Origin of the sequence: Duganella vulcania, from assembly GCF_009857655.1 — a bacterium.
GTDB lineage: Bacteria > Pseudomonadota > Gammaproteobacteria > Burkholderiales > Burkholderiaceae_D > Rugamonas > Rugamonas vulcania.
Map to the genome: position 1 here is coordinate 22,684 of NZ_WWCX01000012.1, position 14,187 is coordinate 36,870.

Consider the following 14,187-nt stretch of genomic DNA (forward strand, 5'->3'; position numbering starts at 1 on the left):
GCGACTGATGTCCGAATTCTATACTAAATCAAATTCGAATAATCAGGAGATCGCAATGCATGAAGACCGTATCCGCCGCCCGGCGCTGATGGACAAGGTGATGACCGCCGAGCAGGCGGCCCGGCTGTTCAAGAACGGCATGTCCGTCGGCATGAGCGGTTTCACCCGCGCCGGCGACGCCAAGGCGCTGCCCCTCGCGCTGGTGGAACGCGCCCGCCAGGAGCCGCTGAACCTGACGCTGCTGACCGGCGCCTCGCTGGGCAACGACAGCGATGGCTTGATGGCCAACGCCGGCGTGGTCGCGCGCCGCATGCCCTTCCAGGCCGACGCCGCGCTGCGCCGCAAGATCAATTCGGGCGAGGTGATGTTCATCGACCAGCACCTGTCGGAGACGGCGGAGCAGCTGCGCTCCGGCGACCTGAAGCCCGTCGATATCGCCGTCATCGAAGCGGTGGCGATCACGCCGGACGGCGGCATCATCCCCACCATGTCGCTCGGGAACTCGGCCAACTTCGCCCAGCAGGCGGGCAAGATCATCGTCGAGATCAACCTGAGCGCGCCGCTGGCGCTGGAGGGCTTCCATGATGTCTACATCCCGGGTGCGCGCCCGCACCGGGGCGCCATTCCGCTGCTGGCGCCGTGGCAGCGCATGGGCTGGACCTCGATCCCGGTGCATCCCGACCGCATCGCCGCCATCGTCATCACCGACAGTCCGGACAGCCCGTCCAACGCGCTGCCGCCCGACGACGAGACCGACGCCATTGCGCGCCACGTGATCGCCTTCTTCCAGGGGGAAGTGAAGGCGGGCCGCATGGGGCCTGAGCTGCGGCCGCTGCAGGCGGGCATCGGCACCATCGCCAACGCCGTCCTGCATGGCCTGATCGATTCGCCGTTCCGCGACATGACCATGTATTCCGAAGTGCTGCAGGACAGCGCCATCGAGCTGCTCGATTCGGGCCAGCTGTCGATGGCGTCGGCGTCGTCGATCACGCTGTCGGCGGCGATGCACGAGAAGTTCATCCGCAATATCGAGCAGTATCGCGAGCGCATCGTGCTGCGTCCCCAGGAGATCAGCAACCATCCGGAGGTGGTGCGGCGCCTGGGCCTCATCGCGCTGAACACGGCGCTGGAGTTCGACATCTACGGCAACGTCAACTCCACCCACGTCGGCGGCACGCACATGATGAACGGCATCGGCGGCTCGGGCGACTTCGCCCGCAACGCCCAGATCTCGATGTTCGTCACCAAGTCGGTGGCCAAGGACGGCGCGATATCGAGCGTGGTGCCGTTCGCCGCCCACGTCGACCACACCGAGCATGACGTCGATGTGCTGGTGACCGAATGGGGCCTGGCGGACTTGCGCGGCCTGGCTCCGCGCGAACGCGCGCCGCTGATCATCGAGAACTGCGCCCATCCTGATTACCGCCCGCAGCTGCGCGCCTACTACGCCGAAGCGCTCAAGGGCGGCGGCCAGACGCCGCATGTGCTGGAGCAGGCCTTGTCCTGGCATGCCCGCTACAAACGCGAAGGAAGCATGCTGGTAAAATAGGGTCATCGGAATTCATTTAAACTGGATCAACATGACCATCAAAATCAGCCAAAACTTCGACTCGGGCGCCATCGAAGTGCTGCGCGCGGACAGCGCGGCGGAAATCGAACTGAATCTGCGCAAGGACTCGCATGCCGATATCCACCAGTGGTTCCATTTCCGCCTGCAGGGCGCGCGCGGCCAGCAGGTGCGCATGCGCTTCCTGAACGCCGGCCAGGCCACCTACGCCAAGGGCTACGAGGACTACCAGGCCGTGGCCAGCTACGACACCGAAAACTGGTTCCGCGTGCCGACCGCCTTCGACGGCCAGGTCATGACGATCAAGCACACGCCGGAAACGGACAGCGTCTACTACGCCTACTTCGAGCCGTATTCGTTCGAGCGCCATCTGCGCCTGCTGGGCGAAGTGGCCGAGCATCCGCTGGCCCGCGTGCACGACCTGGGCAACACCGTCGATGGCCGCGACATGAACATGGTTGTCATCGGCAAGCCGGAAGCGGAAAAGAAGATCTGGTTCATCGCGCGCCAGCATCCGGGCGAGTCGATGGCCGAATGGTTCATCGAAGGCCTGATCGATTCGCTGCTGGACGACGCCAATCCGATCGCCCGCAAGCTGCTGCAGCGCTGCGTGTTCTACATCGTGCCGAACATGAATCCGGACGGCTCGGTGCGCGGCAACCTGCGCACCAACGCCTCGGGCGCCAACCTCAATCGCGAGTGGATGACACCATCGGTCGAGCGCAGCCCGGAAGTGCTGTACGTGAAGCAGAAGATGCACGAAACCGGCATCGACATGTTCTTCGATATCCACGGCGACGAGGCGCTGCCGTACAACTTCGTGGCCGGTAACGAGATGCTGGAGAACTTCAGCGAAGAGCGCCGCGTCAAGCAGCAGGACTTCATCAATCGCTACAAGGACGCCAGTCCGGACTTCCAGGACAAGTACGGCTACGCCGCCAGCAAGTACAAGGAAGACATGCTGACGCTGGCCTCCAAGTACGTCGGCCACCACTTCGGCTGCCTGGCGCTGACGCTGGAGATGCCCTTCAAGGACAACGCCGACCTGCCGGACCCGCACGTGGGCTGGAACGGCGCCCGCAGCGCGGCGCTGGGCGCGGCGATCCTGCAACCGATCCTGCTGTCGCTGGACGCCTGAGATGGGCGTTGAAATCGAGCGCAAGTTCCTCTTGCGCGGCGATGCGTGGAAGAGCCTTGGCGAGCCGGTGTTTTTTCGCCAGGGCTATCTGTCGTCGCACAAGGACCGCGTGGTGCGGGTGCGCATCGAGGGCGACCGGGCGGTGATGACGATCAAGGGCCGCAACGTCGGCGCCACGCGCGGCGAGTGGGAGTATCCGATCCCGATGGCCGACGCGGCCGAGCTGCTGGACCGTTTGTGCGAGCAGCCGCTGATCGAAAAATACCGCCGTCGCATCCCCTACGCGGGCAATGTGTGGGAAGTGGATGAGTTCCTCGGTGCGAACGCCGGGCTGGTCGTGGCCGAGATCGAGTTGGCCTCGGAAGACCAGGCCTTCGACAAGCCGGACTGGGTGGGCGAGGAAGTCACCGACGACCTGCGCTATCTCAATTCAAGTCTGATTAAGCATCCGTATTCGGCTTGGTAGGCGCCCGGATTTGTACTAAGCTGGTTGGATGGACAACGAGCGGTTTGCCGCGCTTGAGGCGCACTACAATGCCATCCTGCCGACGTTAGCGACGAAGGCGGACATCGAGGCTTTGCGTGCCGAAATGCACAAGATGTCGGCCGATACGCACAAGTGGATGGTTGCTAGTTTGATTGGTCTGTTTATCGGCTTTGGCGGACTAGGTATTACACTGAGCCAGATATTGAAGCCGCAAGTCCAGCCTGCGACAGTGCAGGCGGCCGCGCCGCCAGCGCAGCCCATCGTCATCTACCTGTCGCCGCCATCCCCCAAATAACAACGCCCTCATCGAGGGCGTTGTGCTTAGTGGAAGTGCTCGGTGCCGGTGGGCGCGTCCTCGGGCATTTCCGCGTGGGCCAGCTCGCCGACCGGGTCGGCGAACAGCGGCGCGCCGCAGTCGTCGCAGAACTCGGCCACATAGCGCTCGCTATGCTTCTTGATCTGCGTGATGCCGGCCGCGTTCAGGTGGCTGACGATCTCTTCCACCGGCGTCACCGGCTTCTGCAGGATGCCGCCCGGACCGCCTTGCAGCGGACCTTCCGGCGGCGTGCCTTCCTCGTCCTCCTGCCCGTACAGCGGCCACACCACACCGTAGATCACGTCCGGCGACGAACGCTGCGTGAAGGCCACGCGGTACTCGTCGATCTGACCGTCGGAGTTTTCCTCGCCGAAGCCGGCGATCACCGCGCGCAGTTCGGACGGCTCGACCGCCAGCGTGTGCGTCAGGTAGTGCACGGCCGCGCGGATCGACACCGGGCGGATCAGCTTGTCCGCCTCGCGGCAGGCCATGTAGTAGGCCTCCGGCAGCAGCAGCTCGACGCCGCAACCCGGCAGCAGGCGGTTGATGGTTGGCGTGACCTGCGCGCGCCACTGCTCCAGCGCGTTGGTGCGCTCGGCCACGAAGTTGGCCTGGTTGGCCGGCATCTGCCAGCGGAACAGCGGGCCGCCGGCCGGCGCCACCACGGCCACCATCAGGTAGCGGGTGTCGGCCAGGAAGGGCGCGGTCTCCGGCACCTTGGTGTCGGCCTTGAGCGCCGTGCCCTTGAGCGCGGCCTGGGCCAGCTTGTGCACCTTGCCGTAGGTCTCGACATGGCTGCGCGGCAGCTGGTCGATCGAGAACAGCGTCGGCGACATCGCCATGCGCGTGCCGTCGGCCAGCAGGTGGGCCGAGAAGTGCGCCGACAGCGTGGTCAGCAGGTCGGGCGGGATGGCGCCCGAGGCGATGGCGAAGCGGGTCCAGGCCAGGATGGGCGCGGCCACCAGCAGCACGTCGTACTGCTTGGCGACGCCGTCGGTTTCCACCGTAATGGTGCCCGATTCGCTGGCCGCTTCCACGCCATCCATCAACACGTCGTACGCGTTCAGGTCTTCCTTGAACAGGCTGTTCAAGGTTGAATCGATGGTGTCCTGGTGGCCGGACTTGAGGAGTTTCTGGAGCTGCGCATCGAGGCTGTGTTCCCAGGCCCGCTCTTCGATACGGCTGGCCGCCTGCCCGACTGCGAGGGCATAGGTGACGAGGCGTTGGCTCTCGGCAGACAACTTATGGGATGAATCTTTGTTTGGACGACGCATAGCGCAATAAGAGTCTCATAAAAGTGGATAAAGCGGATCAGTCATGCAGATGATAACCCTTATGAACCGTATTGTAGTTGATTCGGCAAACGTGCATAAAAAAACGCCGGACTAGCCGGCGTTCCTGATGAAACAACTACGGGATTAAGCGGCCAGCAGCTGGCGCAGCACGAACGGCAGGATGCCGCCATGCTTGTAGTAGTCGACTTCGATCGGGGTGTCGATACGCAGCAGCACTTTCACTTCCTGTGCCGGCTTGCCTTCGCGGTGGATGACCAGGGTAGCCAGTTGCTGTGGCTTGATCTCGCCTTCCAGACCCTTCAGGTCGTAGACTTCCTTGCCGGTGATGCCCAGCGATTCAACGCTGTCGTTGCCGATGAATTGCAGCGGCAGCACGCCCATGCCCACCAGGTTCGAGCGGTGGATACGTTCGAACGAACGCACGATCACAGCCTTCACGCCCAGCAGCTGGGTGCCCTTGGCTGCCCAGTCGCGCGACGAGCCGGTGCCGTACTCTTCGCCGCCGAACACCATGGTTGGCGTGCCTTCGGCCACATACTTCATCGCCGCGTCGTAGATCGACAGCTGTTCGCCCGATGGCTGGTGAATCGTGATGCCGCCTTCAACCGCCGAACCGTCCGCCTTGGCAGGGATCATCTTGTTCTTGATACGCACGTTGGCGAAGGTGCCGCGCATCATGATCTCGTGGTTGCCGCGGCGCGAGCCGTAGGAGTTGAAGTCCGCCTTCTGCACGCCGTTGGCCAGCAGCCATTTGCCCGCTGGACCGTCTTCCTTGATGGAGCCGGCAGGGGAGATGTGGTCGGTGGTGATCGAGTCGCCGAACACGCCCAGTGCGCGCGCGCCGGTGATGCCGGTGGCGGCCGCTTTCGGGGTCATCTCGAAGCCGTCGAAGAACGGTGGCTCGGCGATGTAGGTCGACGCTGGCCAGTTGTACACATTGCCTTCGGTCGACGACACGTGTTCCCACAGCTTGCCCGGGTTGCCCTTGACGTCGGCGTAGTTCGACTTGAACACTTTCGAGTTCATCGCGAACTTCATCAGCTTGGCGATCTCTTTCGAGGTCGGCCAGATGTCGCCCAGGTACACGTCCTTGCCATTTTTGCCCTTGCCAACCGGCTGGGTCATCAGGTCGACGGTCATGTTGCCGGCGATGGCGTAGGCCACGACCAGCGGTGGCGATGCCAGGAAGTTCGAGCGGATGTTCGGGTGAATACGCGCTTCGAAGTTACGGTTACCGGACAGCACGGCCGAAGCGACGATGTCGTTGGCGGCGATGGCGGCGTTCAGTTCCGGGGTCAGGTCGCCGGCGTTACCGATGCAGGTGGTGCAACCGTAGGCGGTCACGCCGAAGCCCAGTTGCTCCAGGTATGGCAGCAGGCCGGCGGCGGTCAGGTACTCGGTCACCACGCGGGAGCCAGGCGCCAGCGAGGTCTTGATGTGCGGAGCGACGGTCAGGCCGGCTTCGACCGCCTTCTTGGCCAGCAGGCCGGCGGCCAGCAGCACGCTCGGGTTCGAGGTGTTGGTGCACGAGGTGATCGCGGCGATCAGCACGTCGCCGTTCTTCACGTTCACGCCGTTGGTGGTGGTGTAGGTCTTGTTCAGGTCGTCGGCTTTTTTGTTGAAGCCGTTTTCGGTGGTCGGTTTCGAGAACAGTTCGGTGAAGTTGTTCTTCACGTTGCCGATTTCGATACGGTCCTGTGGACGCTTGGGACCAGCCAGCGAAGGCGTGACCGAGGTCAGGTTCAGTTCCACCACGCGGGTGTAGTCGATCTCGCCGGCTTTCGGCACGCCGTACAGGCCCTGGGCCTTGAAGTAGGCGGCGAACGCTGCGATTTCATCCTTGGTGCGGCCGGTGCCTTCGAAGTATTCGACGGTAGCGTCGTCCACCGGGAAGAAGCCCATGGTCGCGCCGTATTCAGGCGCCATGTTGGCGATGGTGGCGCGGTCGGTCAGCGACAGCGTCTCGGTGCCTTCGCCGAAGAACTCGACGAACTTGCCGACGACTTTTTCCTTGCGCAGCAGTTCGGTGATGGTCAGCACCAGGTCGGTCGCGGTGCAGCCTTCGCGCAGCACGCCGGTCAGGTTCACGCCGATCACGTCCGGGGTCAGGAAGTACACTGGCTGGCCCAGCATGCCGGCTTCCGCCTCGATGCCGCCCACGCCCCAGCCGACCACGCCGATGCCGTTGATCATGGTGGTGTGCGAGTCGGTGCCCACCAGGGTGTCAGGGTAGTACACGCCGTCGGCGGTCTTGTGCACGCCGCGCGCCAGGTATTCCAGGTTGACCTGGTGGACGATGCCGAAGCCAGGTGGCACGACGCCGAAGGTGTCGAAGGCTTGCATGCCCCACTTCATGAACTGGTAGCGCTCGTTGTTGCGCGAGAATTCCAGCTTCATGTTCAGGTCCAGCGCGCCCTTTTCGCGGAAGTGGTCGATGGTGACCGAGTGGTCGACCACCAGGTCCACAGGCACCAGCGGCTCGATCTTCTTGGCGTTCACACCCATCTTGTAGGCGACGTTGCGCATCGCGGCCAGGTCGGCCAGCAGCGGCACACCGGTGAAGTCCTGCAGCACCACGCGGGCGACCACGAACGGGATCTCGTCGGTACGGTCGGCGGTCGCGCCCCAGTTGGCCAGCTGCTTGACGTGTTCTTCGGTGACTTTCTTGCCGTCGCAGTTACGCAGCACGGATTCCAGCACAACGCGGATCGATACCGGCAGGCGGGAGATTTTGGCGCCCAGGCTCTTTTCCAGGGCTGGCAGCGAGTAGAACTTGCCCTTTTTGCCGGAAATGTTGAAATCCTTAAGCGTGTTCAGAGTGTTGCGGGACATGACCTCTCCTTCGTGGGTATCGTCTATTATTGAAGTTAAAACCGTGGTGCTGGCGCCCGTGCCGGCGCGCCCCTTTTGGAACGTGTTATCGAAACCTGTTATTGAATCGTGACCTTGGTGCTGGCCGGCTCCGTCGCGCTGGTGGTGACCGGCTTCAGCTGTTCGGCGTTGCGGCACTCATTGGCCAGCTGGCGGTTCTGCTTGGAGTCCAGCAGCATGGCCTTGGCCGGAATACCGATCCAGACCAGGCCGTACAATTTGTTTTCAAAGCGCTGGGCGCCGGTGGTGGTGCCTACGCGGGTCAGGCGGTGCAGGCGCTTCTTCCAGCGCAGCGCGATGTGCGACTCGTCGTTGGCGTTGGCGTAGATCGTGATCTTGTTGCCCAGTTCGCAGTCGAAGTCGGTCACCGCGGCATCGGCCACGGCCGGCTCGTCGGCGTCCTCGTCGGGCGTCTTGGCCTCGGCCGGCTTGGCGGCGGCCTTGGATTTGCCCGCCTTCTTGACGGATTTCTTGGCGGGGGCGGCGTTCTGCGCTTGCGCGCCGGTGGCCAGGGTCAGGGAAGCCAGCGCGAAGCTGCATGCCATAAGGAGTTTGGAGATGGACATCATGGTGTTTCCAGTGTGGGGTCGGTGGGGCTGCCGTTGATCAGCGCGACGGCGGACTCGGGCAAGCTCAGCCCGGCCAGCTTGGCGCGCTGTAAAACGGTCCAATAGTATCTGTAGCTTGCACGGTCATGCAAGCGCCCGTTTTGGGAAATTGGCCCCCATTGAGCCGCCTCAGCCTCAAGCAGGATGGCGGCCGCCTCGCTGACCTCGGACAGGCGCGGCGTGAAGGTCTTGATAATTGGTTTGATCTGGTTCGGGTGGATGCTCCACATGCGCGTGTAGCCGAATTCGGCGGCGGCGCGCTGGGCATCGTTGGCGGCGACCGCCGTGTCCTTGATCTCGGTGGTCACGTTATGCGACGGCACCTTGCCGTGCGCGTGGCAGGCGGCGGCGATCTCCAGCTTGGCGCGCACCACCAGCGGGTGGGTGAACTGGCCCGGCGTGCGCATCGCGTTGGCCGGGATCGCGCCGTAGTGCGACGAGACGAAATCCATGATGCCGAACGACAGGCACTGCACCTGGGGCAGGGCGGCAATGTCGTGGGCCTCGCGCAGCGCGCCGTGGGTCTCGATCAGCACGTGCACCGGCAGGTCCTTGCGGCCGGCCTTGGCGGCGTGGGTGTTGATCAGCTTGATGGCGGCGGCCACCTCCTTGGCGCTGTGCACCTTGGGCAGCACCAGGTAGGCCAGGCGCGGCGCGGCGGCGCAGATGATGGCGACGTCCTGCGCGAAGAACGGGCTGGCGACATCGTGCACGCGGGCGCCGATGCGGTTGAATTTGTTCTCGTCCGACAGCAGCAGCGCCGCCACCAGGCGGGCGTGCGCTTCCTCGTTGCCGGCGCTGGCGCCGTCTTCGCAATCGAGGGTGATGTCGAACAGGGGGCCAAGCTCTTGTTGCAGGGCGATCGATTTGCGCATCAGCTTTTCGGAGCCGGCGTAATGGTCGCAGGCCGGCAGCAGCAGCGGCTGGCGATTGCCCTGGAATAAAACCTCGGATGGGTGCATGCGGGATAGGTCAGTAGGAACGGACGCCGCGCTGCTCTCGGCAGCGCGGCGGGTGCGGCGGATCGGTGGATTAACCGGTTCCACGTGCGGTGGTGTCGGAACTTAGGCCGGCAGCAGGTGCTTGACGCCTTCGCGCTCTTCGGTCAGTTCTTTCAGGGTGATGTTGATGCGCTCTTGCGAGAAGGCGTCGATTTCCAGGCCCTGGACGATTTTGTATTCGCCGTTTTCGGTGGTCACTGGGAAGCCGAACATGGTGCCTTCAGGGATGCCGTACGAACCATCCGAAGGAACGCCCATAGTGGTCCACTTGCCGGCGGTGCCCAGTACCCAGTCATGCACGTGGTCGATCGCTGCGTTGGCTGCCGACGCTGCCGACGACAGGCCGCGCGCTTCGATGATCGCCGCGCCGCGTTTGCCGACGGTTGGCAGGAACACGTTGGCGTTCCATTCCTGGTCGTTGATCAGTTCCTTGACAGCCTTGCCGTTGACGGTGGCGAAACGGTAGTCGGCGTACATGGTAGGCGAGTGGTTGCCCCATACGCACAGCTTCTCGATGTCCTTGACGGCGGTGCCGGTCTTGGCGGCCACTTGCGACAGCGCGCGGTTGTGGTCCAGGCGCAGCATGGCGGTGAAGTTCTTGGCCGGCAGCGATGGCGCCGATTTCATGGCGATGTAGGCGTTGGTGTTGGCTGGGTTGCCGACCACCAGGACCTTGACGTTGCGCGATGCGACGGCATCCAGCGCCTTGCCTTGCACGGTGAAGATCTGGGCGTTCGCTTCCAGCAGGTCCTTGCGTTCCATGCCTGGGCCGCGTGGACGGGCGCCAACCAGCACGGCGACGTCGACATCCTTGAAGGCGGTCATCGGGTCGGAGTGGGCGGTCATCTCGGTCAGCAGCGGGAACGCGCAGTCGTCGATTTCCATCATGACGCCCTTCAGGGCTTTCTGGGCTTTTTCGTCGGCGATTTCCAGCAGTTGCAGAATGACTGGTTGGTCCTTGCCCAGCATGTCGCCATTGGCGATGCGGAACAGCAGAGCGTAACCGATTTGACCGGCGGCGCCGGTGACAGCAACACGCATTGGGGTTTTAGCCATGATGAATCTCCAAAGTGGGAAGTAAAACGTTCTCTAAGCTGGACCGGTGCCGGTCCGGGAAAATCGTAATCATACTGCAAATCGAGTGCTTATATGCGTCAGCGCAAGCGTCTCGCCGGGGAGTGTAGGCGTGTGGCAGGTATCTGTCAATCCTATCTTATGTCTTATATAAGACAGATAAGTTATTGCTTGTTTTTGCTGGACGGCACCGGGCATTTGTGGTGAAATCTTGGTCTATGAATTCCGTCCCGCCCAATCCGAACAGTAATTCCACTGCCGCCAGCACCGGCGGGGTTGCCGGGGCGTCCGCGGGCGCTGCGGCCGCGCCGTCGCCGACTTTCTCCCCACTGTACCAGCAAATCAAGGCGCTCATCACGCAAAGCCTGCAATCGGGCGAGTGGAAGCCGGGCGAGTTGATCCCCAGCGAAGTGGAGCTGGCCAACCGCTTCAAGGTCAGCCAGGGCACGGTGCGCAAGGCCATCGACGAACTGGCGGCCGAGAACCTGGTGATGCGCAAGCAGGGCAAGGGCACCTTCGTGTCCACCCACCACGAGGCGCGCGCGCATTTCCGCTTCCTGCGCCTGATGCCCGACGAAGGCGTGCCGCACTACCCTGAAAGCAAATTCATTGAAGTCAAGCGCATGCGCGCGCCGGCCGACGTGGCGCGCCTGCTGGACCTGAAGTCCGGCGACGCCGTCATCTTCATCAAGCGCGTGCAATCGTTCGACGGCGTGCCGACCATCGTCGAGGAGCTGTGGCTGCCCGGCGTGACCTTCAAGGGCCTGACCGCCGAGCGCCTGGTCGAGTACAAGGGGCCGATGTACGGCCTGTTCGAGTCCGAGTTCGGCACCCGCATGATACGCGCGACGGAAAAGATCCGCGCCGTCTGCGCCGGCGCCGAGGACGCCCAATTGCTGCATATTCCCGCCGAGACGCCGTTGCTGGCGTCCGAGCGTGTGTCATTCACGTATGGCGACAAGGCGGTGGAACTGCGCCGCGGCCTGTACTCCACGGAGCGCCATCACTATCACAATGAATTGAATTAGGGAGACCCTGAAGCACAGAAAAAGCCGCTTCAGGCAGCGAAAACAGGGCGCCGTCACACCCCGGTAGCATTGTTGCGCTGATAATACGTTGAGCTACGGAAAGTAGCCGTCGCATAGTGTTGCCAAACACTATTTTGGTTATATGTAACAATAGATATTGGTTATGAGTGCGAAAATCGGCGAAAATCGCAGTCTCGATATTTTTGTTTAAGCTTAGGAGGTCTTGTTATGTCAGAAGCCGTAAGGGAAGCCCCAAAAAAAGAACGGCCGGAGTTCCGTAACATTCATGTTACCGAATTGTCCAACTACCGCATGCCTTTGGCTGCCCTCGTCTCCATCCTGCACCGCATCAGCGGCTTCATGATGTTTGCGTTGCTGCCTTTCGTGCTTTATCTGCTGGAGCAGAGCTTGCGCTCCGAGATCTCCTTCGCCTACTACCAGGGGATTGTGTCCTATCCGCTGGTCAAACTGATCATCCTGGCCCTGGTCTGGGGTTATATGCATCACTTCTGCGCTGGCGTACGCCACCTGGTGATGGATGCCCACATCGGCCTGGACAAGGATTCGGCCCGCAAATCGTCGGCCGGCGTGCTGATCGTCAGCCTGTCGCTGACCGTGGTCGTCGCCCTCAAACTGTTTGGAGTTTTCTGAGATGGCAAACAATAACATCGGACCTAAACGCCTGGTCGTCGGCGCCGGCTACGGCATGCGCGACTGGCTGGCACAACGCGTGACCGCCATCATGATGGTGCTGTACACCGCCATCCTGCTGATTTCCTTCCTGACCGGCCAGAACTTCACGTATGAAGGCTGGGCCGGCTTGTTCGCCCAGCAATGGTTCAAGCTGATCAGCGCCGTCACCCTGTTCGGCCTGTTCTTCCACGCCTGGGTTGGCGTGCGTGACATCTGGATGGACTACGTCAAAGCCGTCGGCCTTCGCCTGACCCTGCAAATCGCCACCATCCTGTGGTTGGTCGCTTGTGCCGCCTGGTCGGTACAGATACTCTGGAGTGTGTAATCGTGGCAGCTATCAAATCTGCAATCCCTACCCGCCGCTTTGACGCGGTAATCGTCGGCGCCGGCGGCTCCGGCATGCGCGCATCCCTGCAACTGGCTGAAGCCGGCCTGAACGTGGCGGTGCTGTCCAAGGTCTTCCCGACCCGCTCGCACACCGTGGCGGCGCAGGGCGGCATCGGCGCCTCGCTGGGCAACATGGCCGAGGACAACTGGTTCTGGCACATGTTCGACACCGTCAAGGGCGGCGACTACCTGGGCGACCAGGACGCCATCGAGTTCATGTGCCGCGAAGCACCGAAGGTCGTCTACGAGCTGGAACACTTCGGCATGCCGTTCGACCGCAATCCTGACGGCACCATCTACCAGCGTCCGTTCGGCGGCCACACCGCCAACTTCGGCGAGAAAGCCGTGCAGCGCGCCTGCGCCGCGGCCGACCGCACCGGCCACGCCCTGCTGCACACGCTGTACCAGCGCAACGTCCGCGCCCGCACCCACTTCTTCGTCGAGTGGATGGCCCTCGACATCATCCGCGACGCCGAAGGCGACGTGGTTGGCGTGGTGGCCCTGGAAATGGAAACCGGCGAAACGATGATCCTGGAAGCGAAGACCACCATCTTCGCCACCGGCGGCGCGGGCCGCATCTTCGCAGCTTCCACCAACGCCTTCATCAACACCGGCGACGGCATGGGCATGGCGGCACGCGCCGGCCTGCCGCTGCAGGACATGGAATTCTGGCAGTTCCACCCGACCGGCGTGGCCGGCGCCGGCGTGCTGATCACCGAAGGTGTGCGCGGCGAGGGCGGTATCCTGATCAACTCCGAAGGCGAGCGCTTCATGGAACGCTACGCGCCGACGCTGAAGGACCTGGCGCCGCGCGACTTCGTGTCCCGCTCGATGGACCAGGAGATCAAGGAAGGCCGCGGCTGCGGTCCGAACAAGGACCACGTGATGTTGGACCTGCGCCACATCGGCGCCGACACCATCCAGAAGCGCCTGCCGTCGATCCTGGAAATCGGCCACAAGTTCGCCAACGTCGACGCCACCAAGGAACCGATCCCTGTCGTGCCGACCATCCACTACCAGATGGGCGGTATTCCGACCAACATCCACGGCCAGGTCGTCACGCCTAACGGCGACGGCACGCAGAAGGTCGTCAACGGCCTGTACGCGATCGGCGAATGCGCCTGCGTCTCGGTGCACGGCGCCAACCGCCTGGGCACCAACTCGCTGCTGGACCTGGTGGTGTTCGGCCGCGCGGCCGGCAACCACGTGGTGGCCTCGAACCTGAAGCAGAAAGAGAACAAGCCGCTGCCGAAGGACGCCGCCGATTTCGCCATGGACCGCCTGAACCGCCTGGAAACCTCGACCGGCTCGGAAAAAGTGCAGGGCGTCGCCAACGACATCCGCGCCACGATGCAGAAGTACTGCGGCGTGTTCCGTACCGAAGAGATGATGACCCAGGGCGCCAAGGAAATCATGGTGCTCGACGAGCGCCGCAAGCACGTCTCGTTCAAGGACAAGTCCAAGGTGTTCAACACCGCGCGCGTCGAAGCGCTGGAGCTGGACAACCTGATCGAAACCGCGAAAGCGACGATCACGTCGGCCGTGGCCCGCAAGGAATCGCGCGGCGCCCACGCCCACAACGATTATCCGCAGCGCGACGACGACAACTGGATGAAGCACACCCTGTGGTACTCGGAAGGCAACCGACTCGATTACAAAGCGGTCGTTACCAAGCCATTGACGGTTGATACCTTCAAACCGAAACCACGTACTTTCTAAGGG

The 14,187-nt window shown here is 63.0% G+C and carries 13 protein-coding genes; 8 read left to right on the forward strand and 5 right to left on the reverse strand.

The annotated features are described in order from the left end of the window. Nucleotides 1-55: 55 nt before the first annotated feature. From scpC to GTP90_RS10240, 4 genes are read left to right on the forward strand one after another with little or no spacing between them, the layout of a single operon-like run. Nucleotides 56-1,549, forward strand: a complete 1,494-nt coding sequence (gene scpC, locus GTP90_RS10225) for a succinyl-CoA:acetate CoA-transferase ScpC (protein ID WP_161083420.1) — start codon at nt 56-58, stop codon at nt 1,547-1,549. Between the two features lie 31 nt (nt 1,550-1,580). Then, the gene (locus GTP90_RS10230) at nt 1,581-2,705 is read left to right on the forward strand and encodes a M14 family metallopeptidase (RefSeq protein ID WP_161083421.1); all 1,125 of its coding nucleotides are present in this window, start codon (nt 1,581-1,583) and stop codon (nt 2,703-2,705) included. Nucleotide 2,706: 1 nt separating this feature from the next. Next, complete coding sequence (locus tag GTP90_RS10235; protein ID WP_161083422.1) at nt 2,707-3,171, forward strand: CYTH domain-containing protein; 465 nt, start codon at nt 2,707-2,709, stop codon at nt 3,169-3,171. A 28-nt stretch (nt 3,172-3,199) separates the two neighbouring features. Then, a complete protein-coding gene (locus GTP90_RS10240) occupies nt 3,200-3,487 on the forward strand; it encodes a hypothetical protein (RefSeq protein WP_161083423.1) in 288 nt (95 codons plus the stop codon). A 26-nt stretch (nt 3,488-3,513) separates the two neighbouring features. Here GTP90_RS10240 and GTP90_RS10245 read toward each other — a convergent pair whose 3' ends face one another. The 5 genes from GTP90_RS10245 to GTP90_RS10265 all read right to left on the reverse strand — a co-directional run bounded on the left by GTP90_RS10245 (nt 3,514) and on the right by GTP90_RS10265 (nt 10,339). Continuing rightward, nucleotides 3,514-4,782 (reverse strand): DUF2863 family protein, encoded by a 1,269-nt coding sequence (locus GTP90_RS10245; RefSeq protein ID WP_161083424.1) that lies wholly within the window; start codon nt 4,780-4,782, stop codon nt 3,514-3,516. A gap of 144 nt (nt 4,783-4,926) precedes the next feature. Then, nucleotides 4,927-7,635, reverse strand: a complete 2,709-nt coding sequence (acnA, locus tag GTP90_RS10250; RefSeq protein ID WP_161083425.1) for an aconitate hydratase AcnA — start codon at nt 7,633-7,635, stop codon at nt 4,927-4,929. 98 nt (nt 7,636-7,733) lie between these two features. Continuing rightward, entirely contained in the window at nt 7,734-8,240 is a 507-nt protein-coding gene (locus GTP90_RS10255) for a hypothetical protein (RefSeq protein ID WP_161083490.1), read from the reverse strand. Continuing rightward, nucleotides 8,240-9,244 carry an HpcH/HpaI aldolase/citrate lyase family protein gene (locus tag GTP90_RS10260; RefSeq protein ID WP_161083426.1) on the reverse strand — a complete coding sequence of 335 codons (1,005 nt, stop codon included), beginning with the start codon at nt 9,242-9,244 and terminating at the stop codon, nt 8,240-8,242. The genes GTP90_RS10255 and GTP90_RS10260 overlap by 1 nt, the downstream gene beginning before the upstream one ends. Nucleotides 9,245-9,346: 102 nt before the next feature. Next, complete coding sequence (locus GTP90_RS10265; RefSeq protein ID WP_161083427.1) at nt 9,347-10,339, reverse strand: malate dehydrogenase; 993 nt, start codon at nt 10,337-10,339, stop codon at nt 9,347-9,349. A gap of 236 nt (nt 10,340-10,575) precedes the next feature. Here GTP90_RS10265 and GTP90_RS10270 point away from each other — a divergent pair, with 236 nt between their 5' ends. The 4 genes from GTP90_RS10270 (at nt 10,576) to sdhA (ending at nt 14,184) form a co-directional block, all read left to right on the forward strand. After that, complete coding sequence (locus GTP90_RS10270; protein WP_161083428.1) at nt 10,576-11,385, forward strand: GntR family transcriptional regulator; 810 nt, start codon at nt 10,576-10,578, stop codon at nt 11,383-11,385. Nucleotides 11,386-11,613: 228 nt separating this feature from the next. Next, on the forward strand, nt 11,614-12,036 hold the full coding sequence (sdhC, locus tag GTP90_RS10275) for a succinate dehydrogenase, cytochrome b556 subunit (RefSeq protein ID WP_161083429.1): 423 nt from the start codon (nt 11,614-11,616) through the stop codon (nt 12,034-12,036). Between the two features lies 1 nt (nt 12,037). Continuing rightward, nucleotides 12,038-12,403 carry a succinate dehydrogenase, hydrophobic membrane anchor protein gene (gene sdhD, locus GTP90_RS10280; RefSeq protein ID WP_161083430.1) on the forward strand — a complete coding sequence of 122 codons (366 nt, stop codon included), beginning with the start codon at nt 12,038-12,040 and terminating at the stop codon, nt 12,401-12,403. Between the two features lie 2 nt (nt 12,404-12,405). Next, nucleotides 12,406-14,184, forward strand: coding sequence for a succinate dehydrogenase flavoprotein subunit (sdhA, locus tag GTP90_RS10285; RefSeq protein WP_161083431.1), 1,779 nt, complete (start codon nt 12,406-12,408; stop codon nt 14,182-14,184). Nucleotides 14,185-14,187 lie beyond the last annotated feature (3 nt).